The organism is Mesorhizobium sp. WSM3864 (assembly GCF_002294955.1).
In the GTDB taxonomy this organism is placed as follows: domain Bacteria; phylum Pseudomonadota; class Alphaproteobacteria; order Rhizobiales; family Rhizobiaceae; genus Mesorhizobium.
In genome coordinates, this window is record NZ_NSGD01000001.1 from 384,350 (window position 1) to 405,824 (window position 21,475).

Annotated in this window: 17 protein-coding genes and 1 pseudogene; 11 read left to right on the plus strand and 7 right to left on the minus strand. The window is 63.8% G+C overall.

Going from position 1 to position 21,475, the window contains the following annotated elements; translation table 11 throughout:
• Positions 1–374: 374 nt before the first annotated feature.
• The 4 genes from CK215_RS01855 to CK215_RS01870 all read left to right on the plus strand — a co-directional run bounded on the left by CK215_RS01855 (position 375) and on the right by CK215_RS01870 (position 5,741).
• Entirely contained in the window at positions 375–1,121 is a 747-nt protein-coding gene (locus tag CK215_RS01855; RefSeq protein ID WP_095829930.1) for a cytochrome c biogenesis CcdA family protein, read from the plus strand.
• A 147-nt stretch (positions 1,122–1,268) separates the two neighbouring features.
• Positions 1,269–2,636 carry a bifunctional UDP-N-acetylglucosamine diphosphorylase/glucosamine-1-phosphate N-acetyltransferase GlmU gene (glmU, locus tag CK215_RS01860; RefSeq protein WP_095829931.1) on the plus strand — a complete coding sequence of 456 codons (1,368 nt, stop codon included), beginning with the start codon at positions 1,269–1,271 and terminating at the stop codon, positions 2,634–2,636.
• Between the two features lie 233 nt (positions 2,637–2,869).
• The gene (glmS, locus tag CK215_RS01865) at positions 2,870–4,693 is read left to right on the plus strand and encodes a glutamine--fructose-6-phosphate transaminase (isomerizing) (protein WP_095802210.1); all 1,824 of its coding nucleotides are present in this window, start codon (positions 2,870–2,872) and stop codon (positions 4,691–4,693) included.
• 292 nt (positions 4,694–4,985) lie between these two features.
• On the plus strand, positions 4,986–5,741 hold the full coding sequence (locus CK215_RS01870) for a DUF502 domain-containing protein (protein WP_067000327.1): 756 nt from the start codon (positions 4,986–4,988) through the stop codon (positions 5,739–5,741).
• Here CK215_RS01870 and recG read toward each other — a convergent pair.
• A complete protein-coding gene (recG, locus tag CK215_RS01875) occupies positions 5,693–7,801 on the minus strand; it encodes an ATP-dependent DNA helicase RecG (protein ID WP_095829932.1) in 2,109 nt (702 codons plus the stop codon). The genes CK215_RS01870 and recG overlap by 49 nt on opposite strands.
• Before the next feature lie 93 nt (positions 7,802–7,894).
• Here recG and CK215_RS01880 point away from each other — a divergent pair, with 93 nt between their 5' ends.
• From CK215_RS01880 to CK215_RS01890, 3 genes are all read left to right on the plus strand, one after another.
• The gene (locus CK215_RS01880) at positions 7,895–8,182 is read left to right on the plus strand and encodes a succinate dehydrogenase assembly factor 2 (protein WP_095829393.1); all 288 of its coding nucleotides are present in this window, start codon (positions 7,895–7,897) and stop codon (positions 8,180–8,182) included.
• Between the two features lie 7 nt (positions 8,183–8,189).
• Positions 8,190–11,687 carry a transcription-repair coupling factor gene (mfd, locus tag CK215_RS01885; protein WP_095829933.1) on the plus strand — a complete coding sequence of 1,166 codons (3,498 nt, stop codon included), beginning with the start codon at positions 8,190–8,192 and terminating at the stop codon, positions 11,685–11,687.
• Between the two features lie 213 nt (positions 11,688–11,900).
• Entirely contained in the window at positions 11,901–13,274 is a 1,374-nt protein-coding gene (locus tag CK215_RS01890) for a 3-deoxy-7-phosphoheptulonate synthase class II (protein ID WP_067328161.1), read from the plus strand.
• A gap of 107 nt (positions 13,275–13,381) precedes the next feature.
• Here the strand turns inward: CK215_RS01890 and CK215_RS31205 are convergent, their stop codons facing one another.
• The 4 genes and pseudogenes from CK215_RS31205 to CK215_RS01910 form a co-directional block, all read right to left on the minus strand.
• A complete protein-coding gene (locus tag CK215_RS31205; RefSeq protein WP_170950199.1) occupies positions 13,382–13,684 on the minus strand; it encodes a hypothetical protein in 303 nt (100 codons plus the stop codon).
• Between the two features lie 203 nt (positions 13,685–13,887).
• A pseudogene (locus CK215_RS01900) lies at positions 13,888–14,646 on the minus strand (RES family NAD+ phosphorylase); the annotation flags it as partial.
• Positions 14,606–14,983, minus strand: coding sequence for an antitoxin Xre/MbcA/ParS toxin-binding domain-containing protein (locus CK215_RS01905; RefSeq protein WP_095829934.1), 378 nt, complete (start codon positions 14,981–14,983; stop codon positions 14,606–14,608). The gene CK215_RS01905 and the pseudogene CK215_RS01900, both read right to left, overlap by 41 nt.
• A gap of 72 nt (positions 14,984–15,055) precedes the next feature.
• Complete coding sequence (locus CK215_RS01910; protein ID WP_095829935.1) at positions 15,056–16,126, minus strand: diguanylate cyclase; 1,071 nt, start codon at positions 16,124–16,126, stop codon at positions 15,056–15,058.
• Between the two features lie 322 nt (positions 16,127–16,448).
• Here CK215_RS01910 and CK215_RS01915 point away from each other — a divergent pair, with 322 nt between their 5' ends.
• A complete protein-coding gene (locus CK215_RS01915) occupies positions 16,449–16,868 on the plus strand; it encodes a GFA family protein (RefSeq protein WP_095780899.1) in 420 nt (139 codons plus the stop codon).
• Positions 16,869–16,945: 77 nt separating this feature from the next.
• The gene (locus CK215_RS01920) at positions 16,946–17,305 is read left to right on the plus strand and encodes a diacylglycerol kinase (RefSeq protein ID WP_095829936.1); all 360 of its coding nucleotides are present in this window, start codon (positions 16,946–16,948) and stop codon (positions 17,303–17,305) included.
• Positions 17,306–17,328: 23 nt separating this feature from the next.
• On the opposite strand, the gene CK215_RS01925 is transcribed toward CK215_RS01920, so the two are convergent.
• Both CK215_RS01925 and CK215_RS01930 read right to left on the minus strand, forming a co-directional pair.
• Complete coding sequence (locus CK215_RS01925) at positions 17,329–17,937, minus strand: DedA family protein (RefSeq protein WP_095829937.1); 609 nt, start codon at positions 17,935–17,937, stop codon at positions 17,329–17,331.
• Positions 17,937–18,497, minus strand: a complete 561-nt coding sequence (locus CK215_RS01930) for a DUF1003 domain-containing protein (RefSeq protein WP_095779282.1) — start codon at positions 18,495–18,497, stop codon at positions 17,937–17,939. Before CK215_RS01930 ends, CK215_RS01925 begins: the two co-directional genes overlap by 1 nt.
• A gap of 197 nt (positions 18,498–18,694) precedes the next feature.
• Here CK215_RS01930 and CK215_RS01935 point away from each other — a divergent pair, with 197 nt between their 5' ends.
• Positions 18,695–19,414: a DNA-3-methyladenine glycosylase I gene (locus tag CK215_RS01935; RefSeq protein ID WP_095829938.1), complete on the plus strand. Its 720-nt coding sequence runs from the start codon at positions 18,695–18,697 to the stop codon at positions 19,412–19,414.
• A 104-nt stretch (positions 19,415–19,518) separates the two neighbouring features.
• Positions 19,519–21,198 (plus strand): NAD+ synthase, encoded by a 1,680-nt coding sequence (locus CK215_RS01940; RefSeq protein ID WP_095829939.1) that lies wholly within the window; start codon positions 19,519–19,521, stop codon positions 21,196–21,198.
• The last annotated feature ends 277 nt before the right edge of the window (positions 21,199–21,475 follow it).

The window sequence follows — 21,475 nt, forward strand, 5'->3', positions numbered from 1 at the left end:
AGCTCCGCGGCGCACGACGAAATCCCACTCTTTTCGTCGCTCACATGGCCGTGCTTTTGCAATCGGTCAAGGGGACAGGCCCAATTTGCGAACTGGCCGACAGCGATACACTCTTAGAGTGTATGGCGGAGAACACATTTTTTGGCGCACCGACGGATCGTGTCTTGGTTCGGCCTTTTACCGAGGGGAGTCGCCGACAGAACCAGCATCGGCCCGGCGGTACGCGGACGGCACGCGGCACTGGCGCGCCATCCATTGAACGCGCAGCGGCCGCCGCTTCTTCCTCGGCTAGCGACCACGCGCCACACAATGGTGATTGGCACGAGGGCGCCGGCATCGCTATATCGGCGCCAGCACAACCCGGGCATCGTGAAATGGCATTGGACATCGGCTATGTCAGCGCGGTCGGGGCAGGGGCGATCTCGTTCCTGTCGCCTTGCGTGCTGCCGCTGGTGCCGCCTTATCTTTGCTACATGGCCGGCGTTTCGGTCGACGATTTCCGCGGCAACGCCGGCGCGACGGCGCGGGAAGGCGCACGCGGCGCGCTGCTTTATGCCTCTGTTGCCTTCGTCCTCGGCTTCTCAACCGTCTTCGTCGCGCTTGGCGCCGGCGCCTCGACGATCGGCCGGCTGCTGCGCGTCTGGCAGGAACCGCTGGCAATGGTGGCCGGCGCGCTGATCATCATCATGGGCCTGAATTTCCTCGGCATCCTGCGCATCCCGCTCTTGTCGCGCGAGGCGCGCTTCCAGTCGCAGGGCAAGCCGGCCAGCATGATCGCCGCCTATGTCATGGGGCTGGCCTTTGCCTTCGGTTGGACTCCCTGCATCGGCCCGGTGCTGGGGCCGATCCTGACCTTAGCCGGCGGCCGCGAGACGGTGGGCGAGGGCGCGCTGCTGCTCGCCGCCTATTCGCTCGGGCTTGGCATTCCCTTCCTGATCGCGGCGCTGTTTTCCGGCGCCTTCATGCGCTTCCTGGGAAAATTTCGCGTCCATCTCGGTCGCGTGGAAAAAGCGATCGGCGCGCTGCTGGTCGTCGCCGGCGTGTTTTTTCTCACCGGTGGCGTGCAGAGCGCATCCTACTGGCTGCTGGAAAACTTCCCGGCGCTCGGGCGGCTCGGGTGATCTGCCACTTCGTGCACAGGATCGAATTGTGGACCTGCCGATCAAGAGTCCAGGTGATCCGCTGTCTCACCGGAATTTAACCGCATTGGTGCAGCATCACGCCGCTGCTAGCATGCGATGATTTGAATCCTTTCATACGGTTGCCCTATGAGCCAGAGATCCTGCCTGTCCGTCATCCTCGCCGCCGGCGAAGGTACGCGCATGAAGAGCGCGATACCCAAAGTGCTGCACGCCATTGCCGGCTTGCCGATGGTGGCGCATGTGGTGAAGGCCGCTGAGGCCGCCGGGGCAACGGGTCTGGCGCTGGTGATCGGCCACGGCGCCGACGAGATGCGGAAGGCGGTGCAGAAATTCGCGCCGAAAGCCGAGACCTTCGTGCAGGAGAAGCGGCTCGGCACGGCCCATGCGGTGCTTGCCGCGCGCGAAGCGATAGCGAAGGGCTACGACGACATCCTCGTCATGTTCGGCGACACGCCGCTGATCGATGCGGCAGCGCTGGCTGCCGCGCGGCAGAAGCTGGCGGAGGGTGCTGCCGTTGCGGTGATCGGCTTCCGCCCGCCCAATCCGACGGGATACGGCCGGCTGATCGAGAAGGGCGGGCGTCTCGTCGCCATCAGGGAGGAGAAGGACTGCTCCGAGGCGGAAAAAAAGATCGGCTTCTGCAATGCCGGGATGATCGCGGTGGCCGGCAACCAGGCGCTTCGGCTGCTCGACAAGGTCGGCAACAACAATGCCAAGGGCGAGTTCTATCTCACCGACATCGTCGAGCTCGCCGGCGCGGACGGGCTCGATGTGGTGGCCACCGAGGCGAGCTTCGAAAGCGCGCTCGGCATCAACAACCGGGCGGAACTGGCCGAGGCGGAAGGCATCTGGCAGACACGCAGGCGGCGCGAGGCGATGCTTGCCGGCGTGACGCTGATCGCGCCCGAAACCGTCTATTTCTCGCATGACACCGAGATCGGCGCCGATACGATTGTCGAGCCGAATGTCTGGTTCGGGCCGGGCGTCAAGATCGCTTCAGGGGCGAAAATCCACGCCTTCAGCCATATCGAAGGCGCCACGATCGCTTCCAATTGCGATGTCGGGCCGTTCGCGCGGCTGCGGCCGGGCGCTGATCTGCGGCAAAAGGCCAAGGTCGGCAATTTCTGCGAGGTCAAGCAGGCGACGATCGAGGAAGGCGCCAAGGTCAACCACCTGACTTATATCGGCGACGCGCGGGTCGGTGCTGGGGCGAATATCGGCGCTGGCACCATCACCTGCAACTATGACGGCTTTTCCAAATTCTTCACCGATATCGGCGAGGGCGCGTTCGTCGGCTCCAACTCCGCGCTGGTGGCGCCGGTCACGATCGGCAAGGGTGGCTACATCGCTTCGGGCAGCGTGATCACCGAGAGCGTGCCCGACGATGCGCTGGCCTTCGGCCGCGCCCGCCAAAAGACGCTGCCCAGAAAAGGCAAGGAATTGCGCGAGCGCTTCGCGTCGGCGGCCGCGGCGAAGAAAAGAGCCGCGGAATGATCGTCAAAGGACGTTTTGCTGGGCCGGCGCCGCTGGCGCCAACCATAAATGATCGAGCACCGCGCCGCGAAAAACCAACCATTTGCAGTAACCGGATTGCAAGCGCGGCGTGTCATGGTGCATCAGTCGCAAAACCGTTCCGGGTGACACCGAACGAAACGCAAAGTGACTTTCGCGGCAGGCCGGCCATCCGTAAATAGCGCTGGGTTTTCGCGGGGAATCGGGGGCAGCGTATGTGCGGTATCGTTGGAATTGTCGGCCATTCACAGGTCGCGCCGCTGATCGTCGATGCGCTGAAGCGGCTCGAATATCGCGGCTATGACTCGGCCGGCGTCGCCACCATCGAGAATGGCACGCTCGGCCGCCGCCGGGCCGAAGGCAAGCTGATCAATCTTGAACGCCGGCTGAAAGAAGATCCGCTGGAAGGCACGATCGGCATCGGCCACACCCGCTGGGCGACCCATGGCGTGCCGAACGAGACCAATGCGCATCCGCATTTTTCCGAAGGCGTCGCGATTGTCCACAACGGCATCATCGAGAACTTCGCCGAGCTGCGCGACGAGCTCTCCCGCGATGGCTACAAATTCGCCTCTCAGACGGACACCGAGGTCGTCGCGCATCTGGTCGCGCGGGAGCTCGCCAAGGGGCTGAAGCCGGTCCAGGCAGCGCACCAGGCGCTGAAGCGGCTCTCGGGCGCGTTTGCGCTGGCGATCATGTTCAAGGGCGACGAGGATCTGATCGTCGGCGCCCGCAACGGTCCGCCGCTTGCCGTCGGCCATGGCGACGGCGAGATGTTTTTGGGCTCGGACGCGATCGCGCTGGCGCCTTTCACCAACGCAGTCACCTATCTCGAAGATGGCGACTGGGCGGAAGTGCGTCGCAACAGCGTCACCATCTATGACGCCGACGGCAACAAGGTCGACCGCAAGCGCCAGCAGTCGCTCTCGACCAGCTTCATGGTCGACAAGGGCAACCGCCGCCATTTCATGGAAAAGGAAATCCATGAGCAGCCGGAGGTGATCTCGCACACGCTGGCGCATTATGTCGATTTCGTCTCCGGCGTGTCGAGGCCGCTCGATCTGCCCTTCGACTTTGCCAAGATCGGCCGGTTGGCGCTCTCGGCCTGCGGCACCGCCTATCTGGCGGGGCTGATCAGCAAATACTGGTTCGAGCGCTATGCGCGGCTGCCGGTCGACATCGACGTCGCCTCGGAATTCCGTTACCGCGAGATGCCGTTGTCCGGGAACGACGCGGCGTTCTTCATATCGCAGTCGGGCGAGACCGCCGACACGCTGGCTTCCCTGCGCTACTGCCGCCAGGCCGGCATGAAGATCGGCGCGGTCGTCAATGTGCGCGAATCGACCATGGCGCGCGAATCCGACGTCGTGCTGCCGACGCTTGCCGGGCCGGAGATCGGCGTCGCCTCGACGAAGGCTTTCACCTGCCAGCTCTCCGTGCTGGCCTCGCTCGCAGTGCGGGCCGGCGTGGCGCGCGGGACGATCTCGCGCGATGAGGAGAAGCGGCTGGTGCGCGAGCTTTCCGAGGCTCCGCGCTTTGCCACACAGGTGCTGAAGCTCGACGAGCAGATCGAACGCATCTCGCGTGATCTGTCCCGCTACAAGGATGTGCTCTATCTCGGCCGCGACACCAATTTTCCACTAGCCATGGAAGGGGCGCTGAAGCTCAAGGAAATCTCCTACATCCACGCCGAAGGCTATGCCGGCGGCGAGCTGAAGCACGGACCGATCGCGCTGATCGACGAAAACATGCCGGTTATCGTGATCGCGCCGCATGACCGCATCTTCGAAAAGACGGTTTCCAACATGCAGGAAGTCGCGGCGCGCGGCGGCAAGATCATCCTGATCACCGACGCCAAGGGCGCGGCCCAGGCCGGCATCAAGTCGATGGAGACGATCATCCTGCCCGAAGTGCCTGAGATCATCGCGCCGATCATCTACGCGCTGCCGATCCAGATGCTCGCCTATTTCACCGCAGTGTTCATGGGCACCGATGTCGACCAGCCGCGCAATCTGGCGAAATCGGTGACGGTGGAATAGCACTGTCACTGCTTCTTTTGGGCACCGTAGTTCGAAGTATGGCTTGCCGATGGCCCTTTCACTCCTCGGCGGGCATCGCGGAATGGATCCACGGGTCTACGCCGTGTCGCTTCGCTCCTTGCTCCGCGCGTGGATGACGAAGGGAGGGGGGTTGCAGCCAGTCGCGAACGCAGGAGCTTCCATTTGGAACGCTGAAAGCCGCTTCATAGAGCGCGCTCTTTAAAAACTTCGCAGTTCCAAACCGAATTGCGGTTCACTAAAGTTCAACCGCAATCTGCGCCGCGGTGATCCTATGTCCGACGCCCTGAAGACCTCTGGCATGACCCGGCTCAGGAATTACTTCCTGACAGGCTTCATCGTCTGCGCGCCGCTGGCGATCACCGCCTACATCGCCTGGTCGCTCATCGGCTGGGTCGATTCCTGGGTGAAGCCCTACATTCCCGCCCGCTACAATCCCGATACCTACCTGCCGTTCCCTGTCCCCGGCTTCGGGCTGATCGTGGCGCTGGTGCTGATCACGTTCATCGGATTCATGACCGCCAACATCGTCGGCCGCGCAATCGTCAATTTCGGCGAGCGGCTGCTTGGCCGCATGCCGCTGGTGCGCGGCATCTACCGCTCCCTGAAGCAGATTTTCGAGACGGTGCTGTCAAACAAGGGCGACATGTTCCGCCAGGTCGGGCTGGTCGAATATCCGCGCAAGGGAGTCTGGTCGCTGGTCTTCGTCGCCAGCGAGAAGGAAACCGAGATCAACCAGAAGCTCGACCAGGAAGGCGATCCGTTGATCGCGGTGTTCATGCCCTGCACGCCGAACCCGACCACAGGCTTCCTGATGTATGTTTATAAATCCGAGATCGTGCTGCTCGACATGACGATCGAGGACGGCGCCAAGCTGATCGTTTCGGCCGGCATGGTGGCGCCGGAGGTCAAGGCCAAGCTGGTGACGCTGAACGGCGAGCCGATCGAAGGGCCGCTTGCCAATCCGGCGCTGGGCGCGGCTCAGCCGGCGCGCAGCAGCCGCACCGCCTCGTCGCGCCCGAACAGGTAGAGCAACAGCCTAAGCGCCTCGCCGCGCCCAGACTGCAATTCGGGGTCGCGCGACAGGATCAGCCGTGCGTCGTCGCGGGCGGCTTCGAGCAGGTCGGCATGGAACTCGATGCGCGCGACCTGGAAACCTGGCGTGCCAGACTGGCGGGTTCCCAGCAGTTCGCCTTCGCCGCGCAGCTTCAGATCCTCCTCGGCTATGCGGAAGCCGTCCTCCGTCTCTCGCATCACTGACAGCCGGCGCTTCGCCGTCTCACCGAGCGGATCCTTGTAGAGCAGCACGCAGGACGAGGGCTTGTCGCCGCGCCCGACCCGGCCGCGCAACTGGTGCAACTGGGCAAGGCCGAAGCGCTCGGCATGCTCGATGACGATGATCGTGGCGTCCGGCACGTCGACGCCGACCTCAATGACGGTGGTGGCGATCAATATGCGCGTTTCGCCCTGCTTGAAGGCGCGCATCGCATCGTCCTTCTCTGCCCCTTTCATGCGGCCATGGACGAGGCCGATCTGTTCGCCGAAGAGCGGCTTCAGCGAAGCGAAGCGGTCTTCCGCCGACATCAGCTTGATCTCTTCGGATTCCTCGACCAGCGGACAAATCCAGTAGATCTTCTGACCCTCGGCGACGGCGTCGACCATGCGCCCGACCAACTCGTCCAGCCGCTCCATTGGCAAAGTGACGGTGCGTATCGGCTGGCGGCCCGCCGGCTTTTCGGTGAGCTTCGAGACATCCATGTCGCCGAAGGCGGTCAGCACCAGCGTGCGCGGAATGGGCGTCGCCGTCATCACCAGCATATCGGGCGCGTCGCCTTTGGCGGTGATGGCGAGACGCTGGTGGACACCGAAGCGGTGCTGCTCGTCGACAACGGCAAGCACGAGGTCGTGGAAGGTCACCGTCTCCTGGAACAGCGCGTGCGTGCCGACGACGATGTCGATCGCACCGCTGGCGAGGCCTTCCAGTGTTTCGGCGCGTTCGCGGCCCTTCTCGCGGCTGGTAAGGACGGCGACGCTGAGGCCGACTTTTTCCGCCAGCGGGGCGATGGTCGCCAGATGCTGCCGCGCCAGGATTTCGGTCGGCGCCATCAGCGCAGCCTGGCCGCCTGCCTCGACCGCGCGCCCCATGGCAAGCAGCGCGACCACCGTCTTGCCGGAGCCGACATCGCCCTGCAGCAGACGCAGCATGCGTTCGGGTTCGGCCAGGTCGGCGTTGATTTCGCCGAGCGCGAATTCCTGGCTGGGGGTGAGCCTGTAGGGCAGGGCAGCGCGCAGTTTCTCGACAACGCGCCCATCGCCGACTAGCGGGCGGCCCGAAAGGCGGCGGATTCTGGCGCGCACCAGCGCCAGCGACACCTGCCCTGCCAGGAGCTCGTCATAGGCCAGGCGCCGCCAGGCCGCACCCTCGACGGCAACGTAGATCGGGTCCTTGGGATAGTGGATGCGGGTCAGCGCATCGCCGAAGGACGGAAAGGTGTGGCGGCGCATGAAGGCGTCGTCCTGCCATTCCGGCAGTTCCGGCAAGCGGCCGAGCGCCTGTCCGATGGCGCGGCGCAACACTTTTGCGGACAGGCCGGCGGTGAGCGGATAGACGGGCTCGACCAGCGGCAGGCCCTCGGCCTCGTTGAGCGGCGCGATATGGTCGGGATGAACCATGGTCGGGCGGCCGTTGAACCATTCCATGCGGCCGGAGATTACGACGCGCTCGCCCTCAGGCAGCATCTTCTGCAGATAGGCGGCATGGGCATGGAAGAAGGTCAAGGCGATCTCGCCGGTGTCGTCATGGGCGTAGATCCGGTAGGGCACGGACCTGTTGCCGCGCGGCGGCGGCTGGTGGCGGTCGACCCGTACCTCGAGTGTTACGATCTGGCCTTCGGCCGACAGCGCGATCCCAGGCCGGTTGCGGCGGTCGATAACTGTGTTGGGCAGCACGAACAGAAGATCGGCGGCGCGCGCGGCGCGGTCGCCGAGATCGGCCGGCATGACACGTTCGATCATGGTCCCGACCTTCTGACCCACGCCGGCGAGCGAGGTGATCGGGACGAACAGGGGATCGAGGATGGAAGGACGCATCTCGTCAGCTTATGTTGCGGAGGCCGCAGCGCAAAGGCTGACACCAATCGCTATCCACGCTATATGCGCCGCTTCGAACAGGGATGCAGCGCGATGACCGAAACACAGCGATCAAGCGAGGGACTGGACGTCCGCCGCCGCAAGCTGCTGTTCCGCTCCTGGCATCGCGGCATGCGCGAGATGGATCTCATCCTGGGATGCTTCGCCGATGCCGAGATCGGCGCCTTGACCGGCGACGAAATCGACCAATATGAAAAGCTCCTCGAAATCCCCGACACCGAATTCCTGCCGATGATCACCGGCGAGCGCCCGGTTCCGCCCGATATCGATTGCGCGGTGCTGCAGAAGATCCTGGCGTCGCGCCGGACCATGACATTTTGAAAGAAGCATGAGTCTCATTCCCTCCATTGGCCTGCCGAAGGGCCGCGCTGGCCAGTTCATCGTCGATGGCGTCGCTGACGGTTACGAAGCTTTCGCGCTGGCGCGGACGGCGCAGGAGATCGCGCCCGACAAGCCGGTGCTGTTCGTCGCGCGCGACGGCCAGCGGCTGCCGGCGATCATCGATGCGCTCGCCTTTGCCGCTCCCGGCCTGCCGGTTCTGGAACTGCCTGCCTGGGACTGCCTGCCTTACGATCGTGTCTCGCCGGGCGCGGATGCCGCCGCGCGGCGCCTCGACGCGCTCTCCGCCATCGTTGCGCTGGCGAAAAAGCCGCACCGCGCCGTTATCCTCACGACGGCCAATGCGCTCTTGCAGCGCATTCCGCCGGCCGAACTGATCGAGGCGCAGACCTTCCACGCCAAGCCCGGCAACCAGATCGACATGAACGTGCTGATCGCGCGGCTGGAGAATTCCGGTTTCGAGCGCGTGCCGACCGTGCGCGACGTCGGCGAGTTCGCGGTGCGCGGCGGCATTCTCGACCTCTTCGCGCCCGGCTGGAGCGAGGCGCTGAGGCTCGACTTCTTCGGCGACACGCTGGAATCGATCCGCGTCTTCGACGCGGCGACCCAGCGCACGACCGGCCAGCGCAAGTCGATGGCGCTGCAGGCGATGAGCGAGGTGGCGCTGACGCCGGAAACGATCAGCCGCTTCCGCCGCTCCTATATCGAAGCCTTCGGCGCGCCGTCGCGTGACGATGCGCTCTATGCAGCCGTCAGCGAAGGACGGCGCTTTGCCGGCATGGAGCACTGGCTGCCTTTCTTCTACGAGCAACTGGAGACGGTGTTCGACTATCTGCCGGACGCGCCGGTCATCTTCGATCATCTCGCGCATGAGGCGCTGGCCGAGCGCCATACGCTGATCCTCGATCACTATGAGGCGCGGCGGAAGCAGGCTGACGGCGGGCTGAAGGATGCCGTGCCCTATAAGCCGGTGGCGCCGGATCTGCTCTATCTCTCGCCGGAAAATCTCAAAGCCTCGCTCGGACCGCGCGAGGACATCGATTTCACCGTCTTCGACGCACCCGATGTCGGCGGCAAGAAGGTCTTCCATGCGGGCTCGCGGCAAGGCCGCAGCTTCGCCGAGGAGCGCGCCGACCCGAACAGCAATGTCTTCGACGTGGTGGTGAAGCATATTGCCGAGGAGCGCGCCGCGCGCCGCCGCGTCATCGTCGCCGGCTGGACCGAGGGCTCGCTCGACCGCCTCGGCCAGATCCTGGCCGAGCACCATCTCGGCAACCTGAAACCCGTCGCTACGCTTGCCGAGGTCGAAAAGCTCGAGCCGGGGCAGGCGGGGCTTGCCGTGCTGCCGCTCGAATCCGGCTTCGAGACCGACGGCATGGTCGTCGTCGCCGAACAGGACATTCTCGGCGACAGGCTGATCCGCCGCTCCAAGCGCAAAAAGCGTGCCTCCGACTTCATCGCCGAAGCGTCGTCGCTGTCATCCGGCGACATCGTCGTTCACGTGGACCACGGCATCGGCCGTTTCGTCGGTCTGCGCACCATCGAAGCGGTCGGCGCACCGCATGACTGCCTCGAAATCCACTATGCCGGCGACGACCGGCTGTTCCTGCCGGTCGAAAACATCGAGCTCCTGTCGCGCTACGGTTCGGATTCGGCGGAAGCGCCGCTCGACAAGCTCGGCGGCGGCGCCTGGCAGGCGCGCAAGGCGCGGCTGAAGAAGCGGCTGCTCGACATGGCCGGGCAATTGATCCGCATCGCCGCCGAGCGGCAGATGCGCGCAGCACCCGCCATGATTCCGGCCGACGGCCTTTATGGCGAGTTCGCGGCGCGCTTTCCCTATGAAGAAACCGACGACCAGCAGACGGCGATCGATTCCGTCATGGACGATCTCGGCGCCGGCAAGCCGATGGATCGGCTGGTTTGCGGCGACGTCGGCTTCGGCAAGACGGAAGTGGCGCTGCGCGCCGCCTTCATCGCGGCGATGGAAGGGTTCCAGGTCGCCGTCGTGGTGCCGACGACGCTGCTGTCGCGGCAGCACTTCAAGACCTTCTCGCAACGCTTTTCCGGCCTGCCGATCCGCGTCGCGCAGGCATCGCGCCTGGTCGGCTCCAAGGAACTGGCCGAGACCAAGAAGGGCGTCGCCGACGGCACGGTCGACATCGTCGTCGGCACGCACGCGCTGCTCGGTAGCTCGATCTCCTTCAAAAATCTCGGCCTGCTGATCATCGACGAGGAGCAGCATTTCGGCGTCAAGCACAAGGAGCGGCTGAAGGAGCTCAAGAATGACGTGCATGTGCTGACACTTTCGGCGACGCCAATTCCGCGCACGCTCCAGTTGGCGCTGACCGGTGTTCGCGAGCTGTCGCTGATCGCCACCCCTCCGGTCGACCGCATGGCGGTGCGCACCTTCATCTCGCCCTTCGACCCGCTGGTCATCCGCGAGACGCTGCTCCGCGAGCGCTACCGCGGCGGCCATTCCTTCTATGTCGTGCCGCGTATCAGCGATCTTGCCGAAATCCATGATTTCCTGAGAGAATCCGTGCCGGAGCTGAAAGTAGCGGTCGCCCACGGCCAGATGCCGGCTGGTGAACTCGACGACATCATGAACGCCTTCTATGACGGCCAGTACGACGTGCTTCTGTCGACGACCATCGTCGAATCCGGCCTCGACATTCCGACCGCCAACACGCTGATCATCCATCGAGCCGATATGTTCGGTCTGGCCCAGCTCTATCAGTTGCGCGGCCGCGTCGGCCGCTCGAAGGTGCGCGCCTATGCGCTGTTCACGCTGCCGGCCAACCGCAAGCTCACCGACACGGCCGAGCGCCGGCTGAAGGTGCTGCAGTCGCTTGATACGCTCGGCGCTGGCTTCCAACTTGCCAGCCATGACCTCGATATCCGCGGCGCGGGCAATCTCCTCGGCGAGGAGCAGTCAGGCCACATCAAGGAGGTCGGTTTCGAGCTCTACCAGCAGATGCTGGAGGAGGCGGTGGCCGAAGTGAAGGATTCCGGCGAAGTGCTGGATGGAGGATGGTCGCCGCAGATCGCGGTCGGCACCGCCGTGATGATCCCGGAGAGCTATGTGCCGGACCTGCAGCTCAGGATGGCGCTCTACCGCCGCCTTGGCGACTTGGAGACCACCGAGGAGATCGACGGCTTCGGCGCCGAGCTGATCGACCGTTTCGGGCCGCTGCCGGAAGAAGTGACGCATCTGTTAAAGATCGTCTTTATCAAGGCGCTTTGCCGCAAGGCCAATGTCGAGAAGCTCGATGCCGGCCCCAAGGGCGTCGTCATCCACTTCCGCAAGCGCGAATTCCCCAATCCGGTCGGACTGGTTAAATTCATCGGCGAACAGGGCTCGCTGGCCAAGATCAGGGCTGACCACAGCGTCGTCTTCATGCGTGACTGGCCGAATGCCGAAAAGCGCCTGGCCGGCTCGGCTGTTGTCATGACTCAATTGGCGCGGCTGGTCGACAAAGCTGCCTGACGGCTTCACACCGGCATCCGAGCAGTTCAAGGCATTCGCCACTGCTGAAATTCCCGGCTAGAATAGAAAATCGGCTTCGTGTAAGGAGCCGCGACCTCTGATTTGGGGCGGGAATGGCGGGCGAGACCGCTCGCCAGTTTGTTTTGACGCAATTCCGGACGTAAACCGTTCACAGTTTTCCTGGAATTGCTCTGAAGAGTTTTGGGTGCAGCGATGACAAAATGGTCGCCGAATTCGTGGAGAGCAAAGCCGATCAAGCAGGTTCCGGCCTATCCGGACCTTGCGGCGCTGGAGGCCACGGAAGCCCGGCTCACCACCTATCCGCCGCTGGTGTTTGCCGGTGAAGCGCGCAAGCTGAAGAAGCAACTGGCGGCGGTCGCCGCCGGCGAGGCCTTCCTGCTCCAGGGCGGCGACTGTGCCGAGAGTTTCGCCGAGCACGGCGCCGACAACATCCGCGACTTCTTCCGCGTCTTCCTGCAGATGTCGGTGGTGCTCACCTTCGCCGGCGCGCAGCCGGTGGTGAAGGTCGGCCGCGTCGCCGGCCAGTTCGCCAAGCCGCGCTCCTCCGACAGCGAGACCAAGGCCGGCGTGACGCTGCCGAGCTATCGCGGCGACATCATCAACGGCATCGAGTTCGACGCCGCGTCGCGCATCCCGGATCCCGCAAGGCAGGAGATGGCGTATCGCCAGTCGGCGGCGACCCTCAATCTCCTGCGCGCCTTCGCGCAAGGCGGCTATGCCAGCCTGGAAAACGTGCATCGCTGGATGCTGGGCTTCGTTGCCGACAGCCCGCAAGGCGAGAAATACGAATCGCTCGCTAACCGCATCACCGAGACGATGGATTTCATGCGCGCGGTGGGCATCACCTCGGAAACCAATTTCGCGCTGCGCGAGACCGATTTCTACACCAGCCACGAGGCGCTGCTGCTCGGCTACGAGGAGGCGCTGACCCGCGTCGATTCGACTTCCGGCGATTGGTACGCGACTTCGGGCCATATGATCTGGATCGGCGACCGCACCCGCCAGCCCGACCATGCGCATGTCGAATATTGCCGCGGCATCGAGAATCCGCTCGGCCTGAAATGCGGTCCGTCGCTGACGCCGGACGGCCTGCTGGAGCTTATCGACCTGCTCAACCCCGAGAATGAGCCCGGACGGCTGACGCTGATCGCGCGGTTCGGCTCCGACAAGGTCGCCGAGCATCTGCCGAAGCTGGTGCGGGCGGTGAAGAAGGAGGGCCGCAACGTGGTGTGGTCTTCCGACCCGATGCATGGCAACACGATCGAGGCGGCCGGCTACAAGACGCGGCCGTTCGACCGTATCCTGAAGGAAGTGCAGACCTTCTTCGAGGTGCACCGCGCCGAAGGCACGCATCCGGGCGGCATCCATGTCGAGATGACCGGCAAGAACGTCACCGAGTGCACCGGCGGCGCCCGGGCCATCACGGCGGAAGACCTGCAGGACCGCTATCACACCCACTGCGATCCGCGCCTCAATGCCGACCAGGCGATCGAACTGGCCTTCCTGGTCTCGGATCTGCTCAAGAAAAGCCATACGATCCAGCACAAGCAAGCCGCCAACGCCTAAGCCGCTTGCCAGCGATCGAACCGGAGCGTCGGACAAAGTCCGACGCCCTTTTCGTTTGGGCCGATCCTGCGAGGCGCCGGCCGCCGAAACCTTACGAAAATTTATAGTTACGCGACCATCGCAAGACCAAGATTGAGGTGGAGGTGTCGCCCGCGGTCGAAAACCGCGCACACGACACAGGTCCCCCCATGCGCCACGAGCATGCCATCGTTCATCACCGCGCGATCGACTTCTGGTCGGCGCGGGCGGCGGTGCTTGTCGTCATCTGCCTGCAGCTTCTGGTCATCAACGACCTGTCCTTCGGTCCGCGCTGGCTCGCGCCCGCGATCGAGGCGGCGCTGCTCGTGCCTTTGTCGATCGCAACGGCCTGGACGCAAATGGCGACTCAGAAGGCCGTCGATCACGAGCATTGGTATGCGATCGGCCGGTTTCGCGTCTTCATCCGCCGTACCGCCTTGGTCATGACCGGCGTCATCAGCATCATGAATTGCGGCTCGCTGGTCTTTCTGGTCCAGAAGCTGCTGGCAGGCCATGCCGGCGCCGGCACGACGCTGCTTGTCGACGCGCTCAACATCTGGGTCACCAACGTCTTCGTCTTCGCGCTGTAGCGCCCGCGCTCCCAGCGCATATTCGCCAGCCTCGGATCGACAAAGCTCGTCCTTGACAATTCCAGCCGCCTGTCTGGAAATTCGCAGACTGCCTGGACCCCGAACGAGCCGATGCGGATGCGCCAGGTATGAGGCTCCAGCGGCTTGGCCTTGGCAAAACCGCTGCACGTCAAGAGCGCGATGTTGGCGCCCTTCGGATCGCGCGCCGAGCGGTAGCGGATGGCCTGCATCCCCGCCTCGCGCGCCACGTCGGCGATGGCCTGGCAGGCGGCATAGTCAGTCGGATCCGTCCAAGCCTTCTCGTCGCGGTCGAGCGGCGGCCGCGTGAGGTCGACGGCCTTCTCGCATCTGATCGCCGCGGCAAAGGCGGTATATTCGGCCGCGTCGTTCGGCCATTGCGTCTGCGGTGATTCCGCAAAGAACAGCAAGCGGTAGAAGGCCATTTCCGCCACTGCCGTCAGCACCGTCTCGGCGGCGTAGTAGACGCCCTTGGTCTTGCCGGCGCGGCGGAAGCGCGAGCCGTACGGATAAATCGAGCCGTAGCGGAAGGGCGTCGCCAGAAGATAGTGAAGATGGCGGCATTCCAGCGGGATCCGCGGCTTGCTTTCCTCGATGAGGTCTTCGAGCAGGCCCTGCTCGTCGAGCCTGTCGACGAGCTTCAGGGTCGAGACGCGATGCTGCGCCTCGACCATCCGCCAATATTTGCCTTCGAGCCTGACGGCCTCAGACGAGAGCGCGTCGGGAATCCAGGTAGGCAATGACATCGATAAGTCCGGCAATGGTCAGGATTTTTTCGAGCGGCGTGCCGTCGAGCGCCGTGTTCGGGTTCTTCAGCCATGCCCGGGCGACCGTCTCGTCGCCGCCGACGATGGCGTCGAGCGAGCGGAACAGCCGCACGAACAGCACCGCAAGCTCGAACGGCTTGGTGCCGCGCTCGAGCAGGAACTCCTGCTTGCGCATGCGCGAGACCGTCGCCTCGGAGACGCCGATGACCAGAGCAAGCGTTCGCGCCGTGATCTCGAGCAGGTCGGCCGCGCGCAGCGTGGCCTTGGTGATGACGGCATTTTCTGCCGCCGTCGCGGCAGCGACTGGACGTGGCATTAGCGCACCCTTTCATTTCCGTGGAAAATATAATCCATAGAAATTCATTTGGAAAGGGTGTCCAATGTGCCCTCAGTCCTTCTTGTAGAGCAGCCAGCCCTTGCCGGCACGGCCGGCCATTGTGGAATGCCTGGTGACGCGGTTGCGGCCGCCGATCTTGGAGCGGTAGAGCGCGCGGTCGGCCTTGGTGTAGAGGTCTTCGGGGGTGTCGGCCTCGGAAGCCATGCAAATGCCCATCGAGACAGTCACCGTGCCATAGTTCATCCCGGTCTGGCTGCTTGTGAACGGCGTCTGTTCGATAAGCGCGCGGATGCGCTCGGCGATTTCATAGGTGGTATCCTCGCTGGCGCCTTCGACGATCAGCGCGAACTCCTCGCCGCCGGTGCGCGCCACGAACATGTCGGCACGGATGCTGGACTGCAAGATTTCGGCGATGATCTGGATGATCTTGTCGCCGACCGGATGGCCGTAACGGTCGTTGATGTCCTTGAAGCGATCGATGTCGGCAAGGATGAGCGCGTTGAAGAGGATACCGCGGTTGCTGTTGTAGATGCGCGTGATTTCCTTGTCGAAGGCACGGCGATTCCAGATCTGCGTCAGCGGATCGGTATTGGCGAGCCGCTTGTATTCCTCCAACTTCGATTTGACGCTCTCAAGCTCGGCCGTCTTTTCGCTGAGCGTGCTCGCGATCTGGCGGTTGTGATCCAGCGTCGAACTGGTGGCGGCAGACATCGCGCCGGCGATCTTTTGCAGCAGATCCTGGGAAAGCAGGCTGCGATTGCTCAGGCCGCTCGACGTCTCGTCGAGGATGCGGCCGTACTTTTCGATATGGCTGCGCTCGCTGCGCAGCAGCGCGGCGACGTCCTCAAGCTCCTTGGCGACCACCTCGCGGGCGTGTTCGACGATCGCAGGCCCGTGGTGCTGCGGGAAGAAGGTGCGTCCGATGCGATCGAGATCCTCTTGCGTCGGCCGATTGCTCAACGAGACGACAGCGAGGCTGAGCTCGTGATTGCTGCCGCTCAGCGCTTCATAAAAGATTTCGTAGTTGCGCGGCAGGCCGAGCAGGCCGAGCTGGCGCATGGTCGCCACAACGGTGCTGGCGATGTCGCCATTTCTGTCGCTCGGGACGGCTGCCGGCTGCATAGTCTGTTCACTACCCCCTTCAGTGCGCGACCGGAGACCTGCCACCGCCGGGAGCCGCCAATATGGGGATCGAATCAGAATTGCGATGCTAGGCCGCGTCCCCAACACGACCATCGCCTGCAGGAACCATAAATGCAGCTGCGCTAAAGTTTCCTTAATGGCGGGCGTTTCCAGACCGTTTTTGCTGCTTCAGGTTGCACTGCGGTGCAGGCGCAGCTTTTGAAACGCGCCGCTTCGGTGTCGCATTTGCCTGCGCCGGACGAGCGCAAAACTGGAATCTTGTCCGGCGCGCTCGAGGTGAATGGCGTTGAAGGAGGCCGGGATGGGGGAAAATCACACTGGATCGTGCCTGTGCGGAGCGGTGCGCTTCACGACGAGAGGAGCGCTGCGCGGAGTGGTCTATTGCCACTGCTCGCAGTGCCGCAAGCAAACCGGCCATTTCGTTGCAGCGACTTCTTCGAGGGACGCCGACATCGACATCGAGGGGGCCGACGCGCTTGCTTGGTACGGCGCGTCCGACATAGCGAAACGCGGTTTTTGCAGCAGCTGCGGCTCGGTGCTGTTCTGGAAGCACAACGAGCTCGACACGATCTCCATCATGGCCGGCTCGTTCGACAAGCCGACCGGGCTTTCGGCCGAAAGCCACATCTTCGTCGGCGACAAGGGCGACTATTATGCAATCGACGACGGCCTGCCGCAGTTCGACAAGTCGACGCCGTCGATAAAGGTCGCGGTCGAGTGACTTTTGGGCCGCCTGCCTTATTCCCTTGACCCGGCTGTTGCGATATCCCCTCACGGTGATTCGAAACGGGGCTGGGCATGCAGCGGCTGATCGACGCTTTCATCAATTCGGTGCGGGCTTTCCGCAAGCTGGCTGCTCACGAAAAGGCGTTCCAGCAGGAGTTGATGCTGCTTGCGCTCGCTCTGCCGGCCGGCTGGTTCATCTCGGTATCCTGGCGCGGCTACGCCTTGCTGATCGGCGCGGTTCTGCTGATGATCCTGGTCGAGGTGCTGAACACAGGCATCGAGGCGGCGTGCGACGCGATCTCCCGCGAGTTCCACATCGACATCCAACTCGCCAAGGACTGCGGCTCGCTGGCGGTGCTGATTTCGATCGTGATCGCGGGCGCCGTGTGGGGCATTGCCATCATCGAGCGCATCATCGGCGCGCCGATCTGACCGGGAGGCATCGGTCCGACAGCTTAGGATTCGGCCTGATCCTCTTTTGCGTCCTTTGCGCGCTCCCTTCCGGCAAAGTGGCGGGCAACCAGCCCGGCGAGGACGGCCACAGCGATGCCGACGGCGGGGGCGACGAGCACGCGTTCATGGCGGGCAAATGCCTGGCCGACCATGCGCTCCGCCCCAAGCCCGAAGACATAGCCGAGGGTGCCGAAGAGGGTTGCCCAGACGGCCGACGAGATGGCGTTCAGGATGACGAAGCGCGGCACCGACACGGTCGACAGCCCTGCGGCGATGCCGCCGACAAGGCGCATTCCGTAGATGTAGCGGTTCGTCAGCACGAAGATGTTGGGGTGGGTGTTGAGCAGCCGGTAGGCGCGGCGAAAACCCGGCCGCCTGCGCAGCCTGACGACATAGGGATGATCGGCAAAGCTGCGGCCGAGGGTGAAGAAAGCCGTGTCGCCGGCGAAGGCGCCGAGAAAGGCGGCCAGGAAAGCCTGCCAGAGCACGAATATGTGCTGATGGGCGAAGAAGCCGCCGAGGATGGCAGCGCTTTCGCCCTCGGCGACGCAACCGAGGAAGACCGCGATCAGCCCGTATTGCTCGATGAGACGATGGATGGCCTCGGTCATCAGCCCGCCGACCGCGCCGACAGCTTTTCGTCGATCCGCCTGATCTGCTCGGCCATGCGCAGGATCTCGTCGCGCATGCCGATGAGCTCACTGTGGCGCAGTTCGTCGAGCTTCTCATGCAGCGCCATGATCTCGATCTCGGCCTTCAGGTTGACCTCATAGTCATGGGCGGCGTCGATGCGGTCACGCTCGGTCTGGCGGTTCTGCGACATCATGATCACCGGTGCTTGCAAGGCGGCGACCATCGAGAGCACGAGGTTGAGGAAGATGAAGGGATAGGGATCGAAGGCGTTCCGCGACAAGAGCCAGACATTGCCAAAGGTCCACAGCACCAGAAAGGCGATGAAGCCCAGAATGAAGGACCATGAGCCGCCGATACGGGCGATCGTGTCGGCAACGCGATCGCCATAGCTCTGATGAAAGGCGACTGCCTTGTTGGTGTCCCTAGTGATGGTGGTGCGTTCCAGCGTCGACTTGAGCACGCGGCTCTCTAGAGGAGAGAGACCGTCCGGCTGTCGTTTCAGCCAGCGGTTCGACAGATCCTCGACCGTCTTGTTCATCGTCCTCTCCGTCGTCAGGCCCGCGTTTCCAAGAATCCGGATGGTAACCGCTGCGCGTTTTTCCTGAGATTGCTCACTTATCTCACGCAATTCCGGACGGAAAACCGCTGCGCACTTTTCCTGGAATTGCTTATAGAGGTAGAGGCTACCGAGCCTGACGGGAAGTGATAGATTGGTCGGAACAGGCGAGGGCGGAAATGGCCGACTTCCAGCAAATTCGTGCCCGGGCGGCAAAACGCAAGGGCGGTGAAGAGGCGCTGGCGTCGCTGCTCGGACCCATGCCCGACAACACTGCCGTGGCGAAAGTTCATGACGACCGCATCCTCTCCACCATGGCCGAGCGCATCTTTGCCGCCGGTTTCGTCTGGCGTGTGATCGAGCAGAAATGGCCTGGTTTTGAGGAGGCGTTCCTTGGCTTCGAGCCGAAGCGGCTCCTGTTCCAGCCGGACGACTTCTGGCACGAGCTGGCGTCCGACAAGCGCATCGTGCGCAACCCGCAAAAGATCAAATCCGTGCGCGACAACGCGGCTTTCGTCGACCGCGTCTCGAAGGAACATGGCGGCTTCGGCAAGTTCCTGGCCGACTGGCCGGCCGACGACCAGGTCGGGCTGACCGCCTATCTCGGCAAGCATGGCAGCAGGCTCGGCGGCAACACCGGCCAGTATTTTCTGCGCTGGCTGGAGTGGGACACCTTCATTGTTTCCGCCGACATGGCGGCGGCGCTGCGCGACGCCGGTCTCGACATCGCCGAAAGCCCGACTTCGAAGCGGGATCTCGACAAGATCCAGGCGCAGATCAACCGATGGTCCGCGGCGACCGGGCTGCCGCGCCGGCACATCTCGCGCATTCTGGCGATGTCGATCGGCGAGAACCATTCGCCGGAGACGCTGCGCGAATACATGGGCGAGCAGGCCTGATCGCCTCCGGCTGAGGCGGGACATGACCGGCATTCGCCGGCCAGTCCTGGGTGGCACAAGCAATCGCCATTGCCCGGCGATTGCCGCCACGCTAAATCCAATTCATGACCCAGACCGCTCCCGACCTACTGCGCATTGCCGTCGCCCAGCTCAACCCGACCGTCGGCGACGTCGCCGGCAATCTCGCCAAGGCGCGCGAGGCAAGGGCGGATGCGGCCCGCCAGGGCGCCGATCTGGTGCTCTACACGGAGCTCTTCCTCGCCGGCTATCCGCCGGAAGACCTGGTGCTGAAGCCGGCCTTCCTGAATGCTTGCGAAAAGGCGGCGCAGGATTTCGCCGCCGACACCGCCGATGGCGGTCCTGGCGTCATCATCGGCACGCCGCTGAAGCGCCGGACCGGCACGCATAACTCCATCGTCTTCGCCGATCGCGGCAAGATCATCGCCGAGCGCTACAAGCTCGACCTGCCGAACTATGGCGAGTTCGACGAGAAGCGCGTTTTCCAGGCCGGGCCGGAGCTGCAAGGGCCGGTGAATTTTCGCGGGGTGCGCATCGGTGTCCCGATCTGCGAGGACATCTGGGGCGACATCGCCGTCTGCGAGACGCTGGCCGAGAGCGGCGCCGAGATCCTGCTTGTGCCGAACGGCTCGCCCTACTACCGCGCCAAGATCGACGTCCGCCACCAGGTGGTGATCCGTCAGGTCATCGAATGCGGATTGCCGATGATCTACGCCAATCAGCTTGGTGGCCAAGACGAACTCATCTTCGACGGCGCCTCCTTCGCCATCGGCGCGGACAAGACGATTGCCTTCCAGATGAGCCAGTTCGAGGAAGCGGTCGACGTCACCACCTGGAAGCGAAGGGATGGCATCTGGGTCTGTTCCGAAGGCCCAATGTCGAAGATTCCGGAGCGGGAGGAGGCCGACTACCGGGCCTGCATGCTGGGCCTGCGCGACTACGTGAACAAGAACGGCTTCAAGAACGTGGTGCTCGGCCTCTCCGGCGGCATCGACTCCGCGATCTGCGCTGCACTGGCGGTCGACGCGCTTGGCGAGGAGCGGCTGCGCACCGTCATGATGCCCTATCGCTATACCTCGAAGGACTCGCTGAAGGACGCCGAGGATTGCGCCCGCGCGCTCGGCTGCCGTTACGACATCGTGCCGATCTCCGAGCCGGTCGAAGGTTTCCGGCATGCGCTGACCCAGCTCTTCGAGGGCACTCAGGAAGGTATCACCGAGGAAAACCTGCAGAGCCGTGCGCGCGGCACGATCCTGATGGCGATCTCGAACAAGTTCGGTTCGATGGTCGTCACCACAGGCAACAAGAGTGAGATGTCGGTCGGCTACGCCACCCTCTATGGCGACATGAACGGCGGCTTCAACCCGATCAAGGACCTCTACAAGATGCAGGTCTATGCGCTGGCGCGCTGGCGCAACGCGCATGTGCCGCCGGGGGCGCTCGGCCCATCGGGCGAGGTCATTCCGAAGAACATCATCGATAAGGCGCCGTCGGCGGAGCTGCGCGAAAACCAGACCGACCAGGATTCGCTGCCGCCTTACCCGGTGCTGGACGACATTCTCGAATGCCTGGTCGAGCACGAGATGGGCGTCGACGACATCGTCGCGCGCGGCCACGACCGGGCGACGGTGACGCGCGTCGAGCATCTGCTCTACATTGCTGAGTACAAGCGCCGGCAGGCGGCCCCAGGCGTGAAGATCACGAAGAAGAATTTCGGCCGCGACCGCCGCTACCCGATCACCAATCGGTTCCGGGATCGCAACTAGTCCGCTGAAACGCAAGGCTGTTCGCCTGAACCGGCGCTGTTGGCAGCGCAACCCACCATTGTTGCAAAATCGTCTCAGTGGCCGGACAAGACGCCCTCCTGGCGCCGCCCTGCCTTGGCGAGATGGTGAGCCGCCTCTATAAAAGCGCTTCCGCGATTCCCTTTCGGGAGGACCGTATGGCAGGATTTGACATCGTTATGCGAGGCCGCGAAGCCTAGATCTGCACCGGCCGTCCGAACTCCGTTCGGAAGGCCAGCCGCAGGCAGGCATCTGGCTC